General features: G+C 71.5%; 13 protein-coding genes. 4 read left to right on the top strand and 9 right to left on the bottom strand.

From position 1 onward, the window contains the following. Window positions 1-1,677: an AMP-binding protein gene (locus ABD347_RS10110; RefSeq protein ID WP_344359243.1), complete on the top strand. Its 1,677-nt coding sequence runs from the start codon at window positions 1-3 to the stop codon at window positions 1,675-1,677. Continuing rightward, a complete protein-coding gene (locus ABD347_RS10105) occupies window positions 1,674-3,278 on the top strand; it encodes an AMP-binding protein (protein ID WP_344359242.1) in 1,605 nt (534 codons plus the stop codon). Before ABD347_RS10110 ends, ABD347_RS10105 begins: the two co-directional genes overlap by 4 nt. A gap of 341 nt (window positions 3,279-3,619) precedes the next feature. Here ABD347_RS10105 and ABD347_RS10100 read toward each other — a convergent pair whose 3' ends face one another. Then, on the bottom strand, window positions 3,620-4,408 hold the full coding sequence (locus ABD347_RS10100) for a hypothetical protein (RefSeq protein ID WP_344359241.1): 789 nt from the start codon (window positions 4,406-4,408) through the stop codon (window positions 3,620-3,622). A 197-nt stretch (window positions 4,409-4,605) separates the two neighbouring features. Here ABD347_RS10100 and gcl point away from each other — a divergent pair, with 197 nt between their 5' ends. After that, on the top strand, window positions 4,606-6,390 hold the full coding sequence (gene gcl, locus ABD347_RS10095; protein ID WP_344359240.1) for a glyoxylate carboligase: 1,785 nt from the start codon (window positions 4,606-4,608) through the stop codon (window positions 6,388-6,390). A gap of 95 nt (window positions 6,391-6,485) precedes the next feature. Here the strand turns inward: gcl and ABD347_RS10090 are convergent, their stop codons facing one another. After that, window positions 6,486-7,409 (bottom strand): peptidoglycan recognition protein family protein, encoded by a 924-nt coding sequence (locus ABD347_RS10090; RefSeq protein WP_344359239.1) that lies wholly within the window; start codon window positions 7,407-7,409, stop codon window positions 6,486-6,488. Window positions 7,410-7,526: 117 nt separating this feature from the next. Between ABD347_RS10090 and ABD347_RS10085 the strand changes: the two genes are divergently transcribed. Beyond that, on the top strand, window positions 7,527-7,688 hold the full coding sequence (locus ABD347_RS10085) for a hypothetical protein (protein ID WP_344359237.1): 162 nt from the start codon (window positions 7,527-7,529) through the stop codon (window positions 7,686-7,688). Window positions 7,689-8,405: 717 nt separating this feature from the next. Here ABD347_RS10085 and ABD347_RS10080 read toward each other — a convergent pair. The 7 genes from ABD347_RS10080 to ABD347_RS10050 all read right to left on the bottom strand — a co-directional run bounded on the left by ABD347_RS10080 (window position 8,406) and on the right by ABD347_RS10050 (window position 16,036). Continuing rightward, window positions 8,406-9,863, bottom strand: coding sequence for a catalase (locus tag ABD347_RS10080; RefSeq protein ID WP_344359235.1), 1,458 nt, complete (start codon window positions 9,861-9,863; stop codon window positions 8,406-8,408). Window positions 9,864-10,041: 178 nt separating this feature from the next. Then, entirely contained in the window at window positions 10,042-10,932 is an 891-nt protein-coding gene (locus ABD347_RS10075) for a 2-hydroxy-3-oxopropionate reductase (protein ID WP_344359233.1), read from the bottom strand. A gap of 34 nt (window positions 10,933-10,966) precedes the next feature. After that, window positions 10,967-11,806: a TIM barrel protein gene (locus ABD347_RS10070; protein WP_344359230.1), complete on the bottom strand. Its 840-nt coding sequence runs from the start codon at window positions 11,804-11,806 to the stop codon at window positions 10,967-10,969. A 161-nt stretch (window positions 11,807-11,967) separates the two neighbouring features. Further along, window positions 11,968-12,891, bottom strand: a complete 924-nt coding sequence (locus ABD347_RS10065) for a hypothetical protein (RefSeq protein WP_344359228.1) — start codon at window positions 12,889-12,891, stop codon at window positions 11,968-11,970. Window positions 12,892-12,912: 21 nt separating this feature from the next. Further along, on the bottom strand, window positions 12,913-13,377 hold the full coding sequence (locus ABD347_RS10060; RefSeq protein WP_344359226.1) for a hypothetical protein: 465 nt from the start codon (window positions 13,375-13,377) through the stop codon (window positions 12,913-12,915). A gap of 68 nt (window positions 13,378-13,445) precedes the next feature. Beyond that, a complete protein-coding gene (locus tag ABD347_RS10055; RefSeq protein WP_344359224.1) occupies window positions 13,446-14,729 on the bottom strand; it encodes an MCE family protein in 1,284 nt (427 codons plus the stop codon). Beyond that, complete coding sequence (locus tag ABD347_RS10050) at window positions 14,726-16,036, bottom strand: MCE family protein (RefSeq protein WP_344359843.1); 1,311 nt, start codon at window positions 16,034-16,036, stop codon at window positions 14,726-14,728. Before ABD347_RS10050 ends, ABD347_RS10055 begins: the two co-directional genes overlap by 4 nt. Window positions 16,037-16,041 lie beyond the last annotated feature (5 nt).

Here is a 16,041-nt window from a genome sequence, read left to right as displayed (position 1 = left end):
ATGGCGGAGAGCGGCGCGACACGGGAATTCCGGGAGGCACGGGACTTCCTCCTGCGGCACCGGGAGGACTACGAGGCGGCGTACGAGGGCTTCACCTGGCCCCGGCCCGCCCGGTTCAACTGGGCGCTGGACTGGTTCGACGTCATCGCCGAGGGCAACGACGGCACCGCGCTGCACATCGTCGAGGAGGACGGCACCGAGGCGCGCGTGAGCTTCGCCGAGATGCGCACCCGCTCCGACCGGGTCGCGAACTGGCTGCGGGGGCTGGGTGTGCGGCCCGGGGACCGGATCGTGGTGATGCTCGGAAACCAGGTCGAGTTGTGGGAGACGGCACTCGCCGCGATGAAGCTGCGGGCGGTCGTCATCCCCGCCACGCCACTGCTCGGCCCCGCCGATCTGGCCGACCGCGTCGAGCGCGGCCGGGCGCGGCACGTGATCGCGCGGTCCGAGGACACCGGCAAGTTCGACGCCGTGCCGGGGAACTACACCCCGATCGCCGTCGGGGCGCGCGTTCCGCACTGGATCGCGTACGAGGACGCGTACGGGGCCTGCGTGCCCCTCGTCCCCGGCGGCGACACCTCCGCCGACGATCCCCTGATGCTGTACTTCACCTCCGGTACCACCGCCCGCCCCAAGCTCGTCGAGCACTCCCACAGCTCGTACCCCATCGGCCACTTGTCGACGATGTACTGGATCGGGCTCCGGCCGGGCGACGTCCACCTCAACATCTCCTCGCCCGGCTGGGCCAAGCACGCCTGGTCCAACCTCTTCGCGCCCTGGACCGCCGAGGCGACCGTGTTCATCCACAACTACACGCGTTTCGACGCCGCCCGCCTGATGGCCGAGATGGACCGGCACGGCGTCACCGGTTTCTGTGCCCCGCCCACTGTCTGGCGGATGCTCATCCAGGCCGACCTGTCCGCGCTGCGCACCCCGCCCCGGGAGGCCGTCGCGGCCGGCGAGCCGCTGAACCCCGAGATCATCGAGACCGTACGGCGCGAATGGGGGGTGACGATCCGGGACGGCTTCGGCCAGACGGAGACGGCGGTCCAGGTCTCCAACAGCCCCGGCCAGCTGCTGAAGGCGGGCTCCATGGGGCGGCCGAGCCCCGGTTTCCGCATCGCGCTGCTGGACCCGGTGACGGGGAAGCCGGGCGCGGCGGAGGGCGAGATCGCCATCGACCTGTCGACCGCCCCGGTGGGTGTGATGACCGGCTACCACGGCGATCCGGAGCGTACGGCCGAGGCGATGGCCGACGGCTACTACCGCACCGGGGACATCGGCTCGCGCGACGCCGACGGGTACGTGACGTACGTGGGCCGGAGCGACGACGTGTTCAAGGCCTCCGACTACAAGATCTCGCCGTTCGAGCTGGAGAGCGCGCTGCTGGAGCACGAGGCGGTGGCGGAGGCGGCGGTGGTCCCGGCGCCCGACCCGGTGCGGCTCGCGGTGCCCAAGGCGTACGTCGTTCTCGCCGACGGCTGGGAGCCGGGCCCGGAGACGGCGAAGGCGCTGTTCGCACACTCACGCGCGGTCCTCGCGCCGTACAAGCGCATCCGCCGCGTCGAGTTCGCCGAGCTTCCCAAGACCGTGTCGGGGAAGATCCGGCGGATCGAGCTGCGCGAGCGTACGGCGGCGGGCTCGGCGGCCGAGTACACGGAAGGGGACTGCTCATGAGCCCGGAGCCGTCCTACGCGCACGGGACGAGTGACACGGCGCTGCTCGGCGACACCATCGGCGCGAACCTGGCGCGGGCGGTGGAGCGGTTCCCCGACCGGGAGGCGCTGGTGGACCTCCCTTCGGGGCGCCGCTGGACGTACGCCGAGTTCGGCGCCGCCGTCGACCGGCTGGCGCGCGGGCTCATGGCGGCCGGCGCCGGCAAGGGCGACCGCGTCGGGATCTGGGCGGTCAACTGCCCGGAGTGGGTGCTCACCCAGTACGCCACCGCCCGGATCGGCGCCGTCATGGTGAACATCAACCCGGCGTACCGGGCGCACGAACTGGCGTACGTGCTGAACCAGGCGGGGGTCTCCCTGCTGATCGCGTCCCTCGCCCACAAGACCAGTGACTACCGCGACCTGGTGGACCGGGTGCGCGCCGACTGCCCAGGACTGCGGGCGGTGCACCACATCGGCGACCCGTCCTGGGACGAGCTGCTGGCGGGAACGGTCCCGGACGGCGAACTCAAAGCCCGCGAAGCCGAGTTGTCCTGCGACGACCCCATCAACATCCAGTACACCTCCGGCACCACCGGCTTCCCCAAGGGGGCCACCCTCACCCACCACAACATCCTCAACAACGGGTTCTTCGTGGGGGAGATGCTCGGCTACACCGAGCGGGACCGGATCTGCCTGCCCGTGCCCTTCTACCACTGTTTCGGCATGGTCATGGGCAACCTGGCCGCCACCTCCCACGGTGCCTGCGTGGTGATCCCCGCCCCGTCCTTCGAGCCCGCCGCCTCGCTGCGCGCCGTCGAACAGGAGCGGTGCACGTCGCTGTACGGCGTCCCCACGATGTTCATCGCCGAGCTGAACCTGCCGGACTTCGCCTCGTACGACCTCTCCTCCCTGCGCACCGGCATCATGGCCGGCTCGCCCTGCCCGGTGGAGGTGATGAAACGGGTCGTCGCCGAGATGCACATGGCGGAGGTGTCGATCTGCTACGGCATGACCGAGACCTCCCCGGTCTCCACCCAGACCCGGCGCGACGACGACCTGGAACGCCGCACCGGCACGGTGGGGCGGGTCATGCCGCACGTCGAGGTCAAGGTCGTCGACCCGGTCACCGGCACCACCCTGCCGCGCGGCGAGGCGGGCGAGTTGCGCACGCGCGGCTACAGCGTGATGCTCGGCTACTGGGACGAACCGGAGAGGACGGCCGAGGCGATCGACCCGGGCCGCTGGATGCACACGGGCGACCTGGCGGTGATGCGTGAGGACGGGTACGTCCGGATCGTCGGCCGGATCAAGGACATGATCATCAGGGGTGGTGAGAACGTCTACCCGCGCGAGATCGAGGAGTTCCTCCACTCCCACCCCAAGATCGCCGACGTGCAGGTCGTGGGGGTCCCGGACGAGCGGTACGGGGAGGAGATCCTCGCCTGCGTGATCCCCCGCGACCCGGCCGACCCGCCGACCCTGGACGACATCACGGCCTACTGCCGCGAACGGCTCGCGCACTACAAGGTCCCGCGCCGGATCGAGGTCCTCGACACCTTCCCGATGACGGTCAGCGGCAAGGTGCGCAAGGTGGAGCTGCGCCGGGCGTACGGGGGGTGAAGAGGCCTGCTTCCCGGATCCTGCCGCCGACGGCGCCCCGCGGGATCCCGGGGCGCGGGCGGGCTCTCGCGACGCGGGGCCGTAGAGCCCCTCGTGGCGCGGGCCCTCGTGGCGCGGGGCCTCGTGGCGCGGGGCCGGGGTCCTCGTCGCCCAGGGGGTGCGGCCCGCCGGCGCGGGCGGAGGACCGCCCGTCGCGGTGGGCGACGCCCGGCCCGGTGCGCGGCCGCCCGGTGTGCGGGACCGACGGCGTGCGCGGCCGCCCCGGTGCGCGGCCGCCCCGGCGTGCGCGGCCGTCCGGGCCTGGGCGTCCGTGGCGGGCCGACGGCGTGCCGCCGCCGAGGTCAGGCGCCTCGGGCGACGAGCTCGTCGGCGGCGCCGTTGACGGGCTGCGGGGTGCCGGTGAGGTCCATGACGAAGAGGGGCAGCCGCAGGCGGTCGGCCCGGGCGCGAGCCCGGTCCTCGTACCCCGCCAGGGAGAACGACACGCTCGTCGCCGAGGCGGCGAGGCCGGTCAGCCAGAGGCACTCGACGGCGCGCAGTGACGTGGGCCGGGTGGTCGGGTCGACCTGGGCGACCAGGCCGGGCCCGCGCAGGTCCACCCCGGTGCCGGACTCGGCGCCGGAGTGGTCCTCGGGCTGGACGACGTCACGGAAGCCGAGCCACCGGAGGTAGAGCGCGGCGGTGGTGACCGCGTCGCGCGCGGTGCGGATGGTCACCGGCCGGAAGGAGGGGCGGGGCACGGCGGCGGTGCGGGGCAGCGGGATGTGGGCGGGCACCGTCGACACCCCGGTCGTGGAAGCCGTGACCCCGGGCGGCGGGCCCTTGGGATTGTTTCCGGCCGCGGCGGCGGGCTGCTGCGGTACGGCGGTCACCGGCCGGACCGGGACGCGCAGCACCGTGCCGCACGGGCACCCCAGCTCGGGCTGCGGCCACTGGTCCTGGCGCCCGCACTCCGCGCACCGCACCGTGACCCACTCGTCGGTCCAGGTGCGGTGGGTGATCGGCTCGGCGGGGGCGCCCCTGAGCAGGGGCGGGACGACCGGCGTGCCGCAGGGGCACGGGTAGACGGGCGGCGCGTAGCCGTGGGTCCGGCGACAGGCCGGGCAGCGCACCGGGACGTTCTCTCCCACGTATGACCCCCTTCGTTCCGTGCCCCATCGTCCATCAACGGCGACGTCTTGGGGAGGGACTTCGGCCATCCCTTGACTGCGTCCCGCCCACACCCTAGATTACTTCCATATAGCAGAACTAAACTTCCGCATTACGGAATCGCAGCTCTCAGGTGGCGCGACAGAGCCGAATCCGCTGGCCGAAGCAGGAGCACCCAATGCCTCGTATGACCGCCGCCCGAGCGGCAGTTGAGATCCTCAAGCGCGAAGGCGTCACCAACGCGTTCGGTGTGCCGGGCGCGGCGATCAACCCCTTCTACCGGGCCCTCAAAGAGGGCGGCGGGATCGACCACACCCTCGCCCGGCACGTCGAGGGCGCCTCGCACATGGCCGAGGGCTACACCCGCACCAGCCCCGGCAACATCGGCGTCTGCATCGGCACGTCCGGCCCGGCCGGCACCGACATGATCACCGGCCTGTACTCGGCCATCGGTGACTCGATCCCGATCCTGTGCATCACCGGCCAGGCCCCGACCTCCGTGATCCACAAAGAGGACTTCCAGGCCGTCGACATCGCGTCGATCGCCAAGCCGGTCACCAAGGCCGCGACGACCGTCCTGGAGGCCGCCCAGGTCCCCGGCGTCTTCCAGCAGGCCTTCCACCTGATGCGCTCCGGCCGCCCCGGCCCGGTCCTCATCGACCTGCCGATCGACGTCCAGCTCACCGAGATCGAGTTCGACCCCGACACGTACGAGCCGCTCCCGGTCTACAAGCCGGCCGCGACCCGCGCGCAGATCGAGAAGGCGATCTCCTTCCTCCTGGAGTCGGAGCGCCCGGTCATCGTCGCCGGCGGCGGCATCATCAGCGCCGACGCCTCCGACCTGCTGGTCGAGTTCGCCGAGATCACCAACACCCCGGTCATCCCGACCCTCATGGGCTGGGGCACCCTGCCCGACGACCACGGGCTGAACGCCGGCATGGTCGGCGTCCAGACCTCGCACCGCTACGGCAACGCGAACTTCCTGGAGTCGGACTTCGTCCTCGGCATCGGCAACCGCTGGGCCAACCGCCACACCGGCTACAAGCTCGACGTCTACACCAAGGGACGCAAGTTCGTCCACGTCGACATCGAGCCCACCCAGATCGGCAAGATCTTCGCGCCCGACTACGGCATCGCGTCCGACGCCAAGGCCGCGCTGGAGCTCTTCGTCGAGGTCGCCAAGGAACTGAAGGCGGCGGGCAGGCTGCCCGACCGCTCCGCGTGGGTCGCCTCCACCCAGGAGCGCAAGGCCACCCTCCAGCGCCGTACGCACTTCGACAACGTGCCGATGAAGCCGCAGCGCGTGTACGAGGAGATGAACAAGGCCTTCGGCCCGGAGACTCGCTACGTCACCACCATCGGCCTCTCCCAGATCGCCGGCGCGCAGATGCTGCACGTCTACAAGCCGCGCCACTGGATCAACTGCGGCCAGGCCGGCCCGCTCGGCTGGACCATCCCGGCCGCCCTCGGTGTCGCCAAGGCCGACCCGGAGGCCCAGGTCGTCGCGCTGTCGGGCGACTACGACTTCCAGTTCATGATCGAGGAGCTGGCGGTCGGCGCGCAGCACCGCATCCCCTACGTCCACGTCCTCGTCAACAACGCCTACCTGGGCCTGATCCGTCAGGCGCAGATCGGCCTGGACATCAACTTCCAGGTCAACCTGGAGTTCGAGAACCAGAACTCGCCGGAACTCGGCGTCTACGGCGTCGACCACGTCAAGGTCGCCGAGGGCCTGGGCTGCAAGGCCATCCGGGTCACCGAGCCGGACCAGCTGCTCCCGGCCTTCGAGCAGGCCAAGAAGATGGCCGCCGAGTACCGGGTCCCGGTCGTCGTCGAGGCGATCCTCGAACGGATCACCAACATCTCGATGAGCAAGACCATGGACATCAGCGACATCTCCGAGTTCGAGGAGCTCGCCACCGAGCCGGGCCACGCCCCCACGGCGATCCGTCCGCTCGTCTGACACCCGCTCCGCACGGCCCCCGCTCCCGGGAAACCGGGGGACGGGGGCCTTCCCGTCCCCCGCCCTCCCGGGTCCCCGGTCCCCGCCAGGTGCCTTCAGGTGGACCAGCGCAGGGCGCGCAGTACCCGCCAGGTGACCCTGGCGGCGCGGTCGGCCAGGATCTCCACCCTTAACACCTCGTTGGCGTCCAGGACGCCGTTCCGGGTCACCGCGACGTTCAGCACCCCGTTCGCGCCGATCGTGCCGCAGTCGATGGGCAGGTCGTGGGAGCGGTGCTTGGTGGTGAGGTGGTAGTCCTGGAAACGCATGGTGACGCGGGTGCCGGCCTGGCCCTTGACCGTGGCGTAGGCGGTCGCGGAGTAGGCGCACGGGCCCTGCAGCAGCGCGGCGTCGTTGGCCATGGCCAACTGCTTGTACTTGCCCGCCTCGAGAGCGGGGCCGCCCTCCTGTGTCTCGTTGATGACGGTCGGCACGGGATCCTCCTGTGACTGGCCACTGGCCCGGGCGACGATCCCCGGGAAGACGACGTTCTTGAACTGACGCACCCGCGCGTCGCCGGGGCAGGCCGTCCCGCCGCCCGACCACGCCGTGTGCAGCCGGTGGTAGCCGTAACCGGGGTCGGACGCGCTGCGGCAGATCCGCAACGGGATGCCGTGCCGCTGGTGCAGCCACACCCCGAGCCGGATCAGCTGCTCGATCTGCTTGCCGGTCCAGGGGTCGGTGTGCTGCAGGTTCGACGCCGTCTCGATGGACACCGCCCCGGTGCCGTCCGGGCGGCGGTTCGCCTGGTAGTTGGCGTCCGCGCGGGTCTCGGTGCCGATGTACTGCCCGAGGTCACCCTCGTAACCGAGCCCGAAATGGCTCTCCAGGTTCGAGGAGTCACGCCAGTACTCGTACATCCGGCGCGCGGTCCAGGGAGCGGCGATGCTGTGCAGGATGAACTGGGTGGGCCGGATAGCCGCCTGGGCGTCCGACTCCGGTTGCAACTCCATGCGCGTCGCAGCGGGATACCACGCCATGGCCCCCCTTTCCGGAGCTGTCACACGGGCATGTGGCGTACGTCACGTGAGGTGATACCCACCCTGCGTAATCGGCACCCATGCGCGCATCGGCCGAATCCGGGGTACCCGGCAGCCATGGCAGAAGTTGTGGACGCCGACGAACTGCTCCGCCGCATCCGGGTCACCCGGGACTGGGCGCACGGGCAGGAGCGGCAGGCACCGGACGAGATGACAGCAGCGGCGTACGAGGCGGTGAGGAGGGCTTTGGACAAACTGATCGACCCCTCTTCCGACTAGCGAGGGCCGGTCCGCGGATGGCCCCGTCCGGGCGCTGTTCCGGGCGGGGCCGATCGGTCCGCAGCACGCGGCAGCCAGCAGCGCGGGTAAGGACGTGTTCCACGGTAGGGGACGGCACTGACAGTCAGGGGCGTCGGCGCGGTCGGCGCGAACGCCTCGGCGCAGCCGCCGCGTTCGCGGGCGCGACGCGTCCGGAGACCGAGGCGCGGGACGGGCGGTCCCGGCGCGGCCAGACCCGGCGGTCCGGGCGGGGGCGCGGCGATCACCCGAAACGGGCCGCCGCCCGCGCCGCCTCCACGGCGTTCCGGCCCGGGCGGCCCTCGTGCCGGGGCGAGGGTCCCGTACGCGTCCTCGCCCGGAAGCGGGTGGGAGCCGAAAGGAAGAGCGCGGAGTCGGGGGACCGTAAACCCCGACTCCGCGCTCTGGCTCTTCTGTTGGTGTGAAGTTGTGTCCGTCCGACGGTGCGAGGCTGGCGCGACAGGACGTTCGCACCGCCGGACGGGGGTCCGGGGAGGGGACCGCGGCGACGGCGACGGAGATCCGGCCTGGCCTTCCTTCAGGTCAAGAAGGGGGCCGGAGTCCTTACCACCGCACTGGCACGCTCGCCGCCGCGGTCCTCACCTTGTCCGTACCGCCGGCCACCCCTCATCCGGGCCAGCGGTGCGGACTGCGTACGGCTGCCGACCTCCCGTCAGGAGCCGTACGCGGTCTGGGTGCTCAGTCCTCGCGCAGGGCGCGGACCGCTTCCTCGACGCGCTTGCCGTAGTCAGGGTCGGCGGCGTGGAAGTGAGCGAGGTTCTTCTCGATGACGTCCTCGCGGGAGACCTGGGACAGGCCGCCGGCGATGTTCGCCACGAGGCGGGACTTCTCCTCCGCCGACATCAGGCGGTACAGCTCGCCCGCCTGGAAGAAGTCGTCGTCCTTGACGTGGGACGGGGCGGCGTGGGTGCCGGTGTAGCCGGCGACGGCCAGCGGGGCGGAGAGGGCGGCGTCGGTCTGCGCCGGGCCGGAGTACGAGTTGGGCTCGTAGTTCTTGTCGTGGCGCGAGCCGTTGCGGGTGGCCATCAGGCCGTCGCGGCCGTAGTTGTCGGCCACGGCGGCCTTGGGGGCGTTCACCGGCAGCTGGGTGTGGTTGACACCGAGGCGGTAGCGGTGGGCGTCCGCGTAGGCGAAGAGGCGGCCCTGGAGCATCTTGTCCGGGGACGGGCCGATGCCGGGCACGAAGTTGTTCGGCGAGAACGCGGCCTGCTCGACCTCGGCGAAGACGTTGTCGGGGTTGCGGTCGAGGACCAGGCGCCCCACCCGCTGCAGCGGGTAGTCGGCGTGCGGCCACACCTTGGTGAGGTCGAACGGGTTGAAGCGGTAGTCGGCCGCCTCGTGTGCCGGCATGATCTGCACGTACAGGGTCCACGAGGGGTTCACACCGCGCTCGATGGCCTGGAGCAGGTCGGTCTGGTGCGAGTTGGCGTCCTTGCCGACCACCTCGGCGGCCTGGTCGGACGACAGGCAGCGGATGCCCTGGTTCGTCTTGAAGTGGTACTTGACGAAGAAGGCCTCACCCTGGGCGTTCGTCCACTGGTAGGTGTGCGAGCCGTAGCCGTTCATGTGGCGGTACGAGGCGGGGATGCCGCGGTCGCCCATCAGCCAGGTGATCTGGTGCGTCGCCTCGGGGGCGTGCGCCCAGAAGTCCCAGACGTTGTCCGGCTCCTGCTTGCCGGTGAACGGGTCGCGCTTCTGCGAGTGGATGAAGTCGGGGAACTTGATCGGGTCCTTGATGAAGAACACCGGGGTGTTGTTGCCGACGAGGTCGTAGTTGCCCTCCTCGGTGTAGAACTTCACCGCGAAGCCGCGCGGGTCACGGACCGCGTCCGCGCCGCCGAGGGAGTCGGCGACGGTGGAGAAGCGGAGGAACAGGTCCGTGCGCTTGCCGACCTCGCCCAGGAAGTCCGCCTTGGTGTAGGCGGTGACGTCGTCGGTGACCTCGAAGTAGCCGTACGCACCGGAACCGCGGGCGTGCACGACACGCTCCGGGATGCGCTCACGGTTGAAGCGGGCGAGCTTCTCCAGCAGGTGCTGGTCCTGGAGGAGGAGCGGGCCACCGACGCCGGCGGTGGCGGAGTTCTGGTTGTCGGCGACGGGGGCGCCGGACTCGGTCGTAAGCACGCGCTTCGACATCGTGACCTTCCGATACGTACGGGGCTGCTGGCGGTGCGAGGAGCGTAAGTACGCCCTCGAGCTCACGTCAACAGTTTGTTGAAAGTAAAGAGTGTGTTCCGGGCGGCGCCGTCGCCTGGGCGCGACAGGACAGGTGTCAGCGACGACACCGCCCGGAGATCTGGGGGAGTCGGAAGACTCAGACCTGCGAGCCGGAGAGGCGCTCGACGGCGCGCAGCAGGGCGGAGTGGTCCAGGCCGCCGTCACCCTGCGCGCGCAGGGAGGCGACCAGCTGGGCGACCACGGCGCCGACCGGCAGCGCGGCACCGACGTTGCGGGCGGCGTCGGTCACGATGCCCATGTCCTTGTGGTGCAGGTCGATCCGGAAGCCGGGGGCGAAGTCCCGGTTCAGGAAGTTGTCCTTCTTGCGGGTCAGGACGGTCGAGCCGGCCAGGCCGCCGTTGAGGACGTCCAGCGCCGCCTTGAGGTCCACACCGGACTTCTCCAGGAAGACCACGGCCTCGGCGCACGCCTGGATGTTGACCGCGACGATCAGCTGGTTGGCGGCCTTCACCGTCTGGCCGGAGCCGTGCGGGCCGCACAGGACGATGGTCTTGCCCAGCGCTTCGAGGATCGGCAGGGCCGCGTCGAAGTCGGCCTGCTCGCCGCCCACCATGATGGACAGGACGGCCTCGATCGCGCCGGCCTCGCCGCCGGACACCGGGGCGTCGAGGACGCGGATGCCCTTCTCGGTGGCGTTCTTCGCCAGGTCGACGGAGGTCTGCGGGGTGATCGAGGACATGTCGATCAGCAGGGCGCCCCGCTTGGCGTTCTCGAGGATGCCCTCGGGGCCGTACGCGATGGCCTCGACCTGAGGGGAGGCGGGGACCATGGTGATGACCACGTCCGCGTCGGCGACGGCCTCGGCGATCGACTTCGCGGCCGTGCCGCCGGCCTTCGCCAGCCGGTCCAGCTTGTCCTGCTCCAGCGTGTAGCCGGTGACGGAGTAACCGGCCTTCAGCAGGTTCTCGGACATGGGCGAGCCCATGATGCCGAGACCGATCCACGCGACCTTGGGGAGCGTGCTCATGAGGGTACCTCTCTCAAAGCTGTTGTACGTGAAGTCAGTTGGCCGCGCGCTGCGGCCGCGGAAGCCACTCGAAGCTCTCCGCGCTCGGGCGGTCGCCGGCCTTGTACTCAAGACCCACCCAGCCCTCGTAACCGGCCTTCCTCAGGCGGTCGAGCAGGCCGGCGAGGTCGAGGTCGCCCGTGCCCGGCGCGCCACGGCCCGGGTTGTCGGCGATCTGGACGTGGCCGGTCTTGGCGGTGTACTTCTCGATGACCTCGGGCAAGTCCTCGCCGTTCATCGACAGGTGGTACAGGTCCAGCAGGAACTTGGCGTTGCCAAGACCCGTGGCCGCGTTGACCTTGTCGACGACCTCGATGGCGGCCGGGGCGCTCACCAGCGGGTAGCGCGGCGACTCCGGCTTGTTGAGGGCCTCGATCAGCAGGATCGCGCCGATCCGGTCGGCCGCGCGGGCCGCCAGGGTCAGGTTCTCCAGGGCGAGCTCGTCCTGGGCGGCCGGGTCGACGCCGTCGACGCGGTTGCCGTACAGGGCGTTGAGCGCCTTGCAGCCGACGGAGGCGGCGAAGTCCGCGGCCACGTCGATGTTGGCGCGGAAGCGGTCCGACTCCTCACCGGGGACGGACAAGGCGCCGCGATCGGGGCCGGGCAACTGCCCGGCGTAGAGGTTCAGGCCGACCAGCTGGGTGCCGGCGTCGTCCAGAGCCTTCTTCAGGGCGTCGAGCTCGCTCTGGTCGGGCGTCGGCGTCTCGATCCAGGGCCACCACAGCTCGACCGCGGTGAAGCCCGCCGCGGCGGCGGCCGCGGGGCGCTCCAGGAGCGGGAGTTCCGTGAAGAGGATCGACAGGTTCACATTGAAGCGCTGGTCCGTGTATCCCATGAGGGGTTCGGCGCTCCTTCCGTATTGCGGAAGTTCGTTTCTGCTTAATGGAAGATTGCCTGGAGTGGGGGAGGGCTGTCAAGAGCGGTCCATAAAAAAGGCGCCTTCCGGACGACGGCCCGGAAGGCGCTTATGGGTCGATATATTGCGGTTGTGCGCGTCTACAGTGCGTCCACGGCGCTCACTTTCCAGCCACCCGAGGTGAGCGTCAGGTTCATCCGCACCCGGTTCAGGTCCACGCGCGGACCCGACACCTGGGTACTGGTCGTGACCTGGTTCACGAAAAGCAGGACCACCACCCGGTCCCGGGAGGCCGACACCACCGACACGGCCGGATCACCGCCACCCGGCGGCTCCACCACCGTCGCCTTGACGACACCCCGGTACTTCCGGGCGGTCGGCGCCACCACGCTCGTGGTCGTCCTGCGGTACTCGTCACGGAACGGCCCGGTGAGGTGGGCCCGGGCCGCGGCGAAGTCACGCTCCAGACGCCGGTGGTCGTACGACAGGACCACGGGCGCCGCCTTCCGGGCGGCGGCCGCCGCCTCGGCCCGCGCCCGCTCGGCGCCCCGCCCGTCCCGGTACTCCCGCGCCAGCAGCGCCGCCGCCGTCAGCCCGGCCACCAGCAGCACCGCGAGGGTGGCGAGCAGCAGGGGCCGCCACCGCCGCCGCCCGGCGGGACGGCCCGGCGCGTCCGGGCCCGGCCCGTCAGGAGAGCCCCCCGGGCCCTCCCCGTCGCGGCCCTCGCGGCCGGGGGCTCCCGGGTCGTGGCCCTCGCGGCGGTCGGGGCCCTCCCGGTCCGGGGACTTCCGGTCCGGGGACTTCCGGTCCGGGAGCTCCTGGTCCGGGGGCTCCCGATCCGGGGACTTGCGGTCCAGGGGCTGCCCGTTCAGGGGCTCCCCGTCCGGTTCCCGCGCCCGTGCCGGCGACTGAGGCGTCTCCCGCGCCCGTAGCGTGCGACCGGAGATCACCCCCGCCCCGGGAGTGGCCCGATCGGCGCGCTTCGCGGCCGCCCGGGCTGCCGCGGACAGGGAGCGGCGGGCCGGGGAGCCCGTACCGCGGCCCCGGCTGCTCGTGTTCGCCATGGAGGTGTCCTTTCGGTCGGCTCAGCCGACGAATTCGACGCCGGACGTCAGCCAGCGCCCGTCCTCATGGACGAGATCGAGCTGGAGCCGGTACGTGCGGGCCTGGCCCTGCGGGGCGGCGGTGTTCGTCACCTTGCTGTCCGCGACCACCAGCACGCGCGCCGACCGCTCGTCGGAACGGACCAGGCCCGCCTCCAGCACCTGACCCTCCGACACCGACTTGTTCGCGGCCACCAGCTTCGTCAGCTGCGCGGTCTGCGCCGCGAACTGCTCCTTGAACTCACCGGTGGCCCCCTTCAGCACGTTCGCGCTGTCCCGCTCGTAGTGCCGGTGGTCGAGCGAGGTGAAGTTGAGCGCCGACTGGCGGGCCGCGGCCAGGATGTCCTGGCGGCGCTGCTCCTCGGCGCGCTGCTCGTACACCTGGAGGCTGAGCCAGCCGGACAGGCCCGTGACCACGACGGTCGCCACCGCCAGCGCCGCGGGCATCGCCCTGCCCCGCCGGGCGGCCCCTCTCAGACGCCGTGTCGCGCGCGCGAACGGCAGGCGTCCGCCTGTCATGCCATCGGTCCGACGAGCAGCCATTGCCACGAGTCCTTTCCGAACACACTCTGTTCGCCGCCCGTCGAGCCGATCTCGACGAGCCCTCCGCCCGGCGCGGTCGCCCTGCCGGTCTCCGGGTCGTACGGGGTGATGTGGGCCGCCGGCTCCGCTCCCCGGTCCGTACGGGAGCCCCCCGAGGGCCCCGGGGCGTTCTGCGCGCCGCGTACGGACGTCTCGGCGCCGCGCGGGGCCGAGCAGCGCGCGTCCGTGTTGGCCGGCCGCTCACTCGTGTCCGCCGGATCGCGGCGCTGCGTCCCGTAGCCCTGGCGGCACGCCGGCGGGTCGTCCCGGCCCGCGACGAGCCCGAAGTGGGTGGTGCCGTCGCCCGGGATCACGGTGTAGCTGCCCGCCACCACCACCGGGAACGTGATCAGGGCCTGCTCGACCCCGGGCAGCCGGGCCACCGTGATCTGGCCGCCGCTGATGAGATTGCCCAGCAGAACCGGCATATGGGGCCGGACCGCCGTCAGCAGCGAGTTCACCTGCTGCGCGGCCGGTGCCCCGGCGCCGATCAGCCGCCGGATGTCACCGTCGCTCGACTTCAGCTCGGCGGTGAGCGCCGCCAGGTCCCGGGAGAAGGACGTGATGGCGGAGCCCTTGTCCGCCTGGGTCCTCAGGACCGTCCGCGAGTCCTCGATCAGCGAGACGGTCTGGGGCAGCGAGTCGGACGCCGCCTCGACCAGCAAGTTCCCCGAGTCCACCAGCCGGCCGAGCTCCGGACCGGTGCCGGCGAACGCCTTGCCCAGCTCGTCCACCGTGATCCGCAGGTCGTCCTTGCCGACGGAGTTCACCAGCCGGTCCAGGCCGACGATCAGGTCCGTCGCGGGCAGCGGCACACGCGTGTCCCGCCGGGCGATGGTGCTGCCGTCCCGCAGATACGGCCCCTCCGACCCGCGCGGCTGGAGGTCGACGTACTGCTCACCGACCGCCGACCGGTTCGCCACCACCGCCAGCGTGTCCGCGGGGACGCGTGCCCCGTCCTCGATGTCGAGGACCACCGTCACCCCGTCGCCGTCCGTCAGCCGCAGCTCGCCGACCCGGCCCACCGGCACCCCGCGGTACGTGACCTCGGCGCCTTCGAAGATGCCCCCGGAGCGCGCGAAGTCGGCGTTCACGGTGTAGCCGCGGCCGAAGAGGGCATCGGCTAGCCCCGTGTACTCGGCGCCGACGTACGACACGCCCACGGCGGTCACGGTGGCGAAGGCGACGAGCTGCGCCTTGACCGTACGGGTGATCACAGCATCATCCCCTTGAGCATCAGCTCCGCCAGGGAGGGGTCGGCGCCCGGCGGGAACCCGTCCGGGCCGGGCCCGGTGGAGGCATGACGGGCGGTGCACACCGGCGGGCAGAGCGGACCGTCGCCGTCCGGCGGCCCGGGAGGAGCCGGCGGCCCGGGCGACGGTGCCGGAACGCCGGGGAGGTCCGGAACATCCGGGGTGCCCGGGGCTTCGGGGACGTCCGGAACACCGGGGATCTCCGGCACGTCCGGAAGGCCCGGGGCGTCCGGGAGACCGGGGAGCCCCGGAGGGCCGGGCTCCGCCGGTTCGTCCCGGAGGTTTCCGTAGATGCTCGCCAGATCGAGATCGGCGGTGACCTTGAGGTTGACGTAGTCGCCCTTGATGGCGTCCACCGCGTTGCGCGGGAACGGATACGTCGTCAGCAGCTCCAGCGCGTTCGGCAGGTCGTCGCCCGCCTTGTTCAGCTGCTCCAGGACCGGCCGCAGGGCACGCAGATTGGCGACCACGTCGGCACGCGACGCGTTGATCACCTTCGTGCCGGTCGTGCTCAGCGTCGACAGGGAGGTGAGCATCGCCGTCAGGTTGCGCCGCTGATCGGCCAGCACCTTCAGTGCCGGCGGTACGGTGTCGAGGGCGGACGCGATCGTTCTCTTCTCCGCCGCCAGCCGCTTGGAGAGCCGGTCGATGCCGTTCAGGGCACGGACGATCTCCGTACGCCGCGAGTCGAGCCCGCCGATGAAGGTGTCCAGTTCGCCCAGCAGCGCCTTCACCCGGTTCTCCCGGCCCTCCAGGGCCTTGTTCAGCTCCGTGGTGATCGTCTTGAGCTGGGCCACCCCGCCGCCGTTGAGCAGCGCGGACAGCGCGGACAGCACCTCCTCGATCTCCGGGTTGCGGCCGCTGCGGGACAGCGGGATCCGCGCCCCGTCCTTCAGCCGTCCGGCCGGTGCCGCGCCCACGGGCGCCGAGAGAGCCACGTACTTCTCACCGAGCATGCTGGTCTGCCGCAGCTCGGCGACCGCGTTGCCCGGCAGCTTCACCGAGCCGGCGACGCGCAGCCGCACGCGCGCGTGCCAGCCGTCCAGCTCCACCTTCTCGACCGCGCCGACGGTCACGTTGTTCACCTTCACCGCCGACTGCGGCACCAGGTCCAGGACGTCCCGGAACTCGACCGTCACCCGGTACGCGTCACCGCCGGCCGCCGCGCCGCCCGGCAGTCCCACGTCGTACAGCCCGTCGAAGTCGCAGCCCGTCAGCAGCAGCGACCCGGCCGCCGACCACGCCAGCGCGGTCACCCGGAGGCCCCTCATACGTC

This window comes from Streptomyces gobitricini (assembly GCF_039532985.1).
GTDB classification, from domain to species: domain Bacteria; phylum Actinomycetota; class Actinomycetes; order Streptomycetales; family Streptomycetaceae; genus Streptomyces; species Streptomyces gobitricini.
This window is presented reverse-complemented; position numbering and strand designations above follow the sequence as displayed.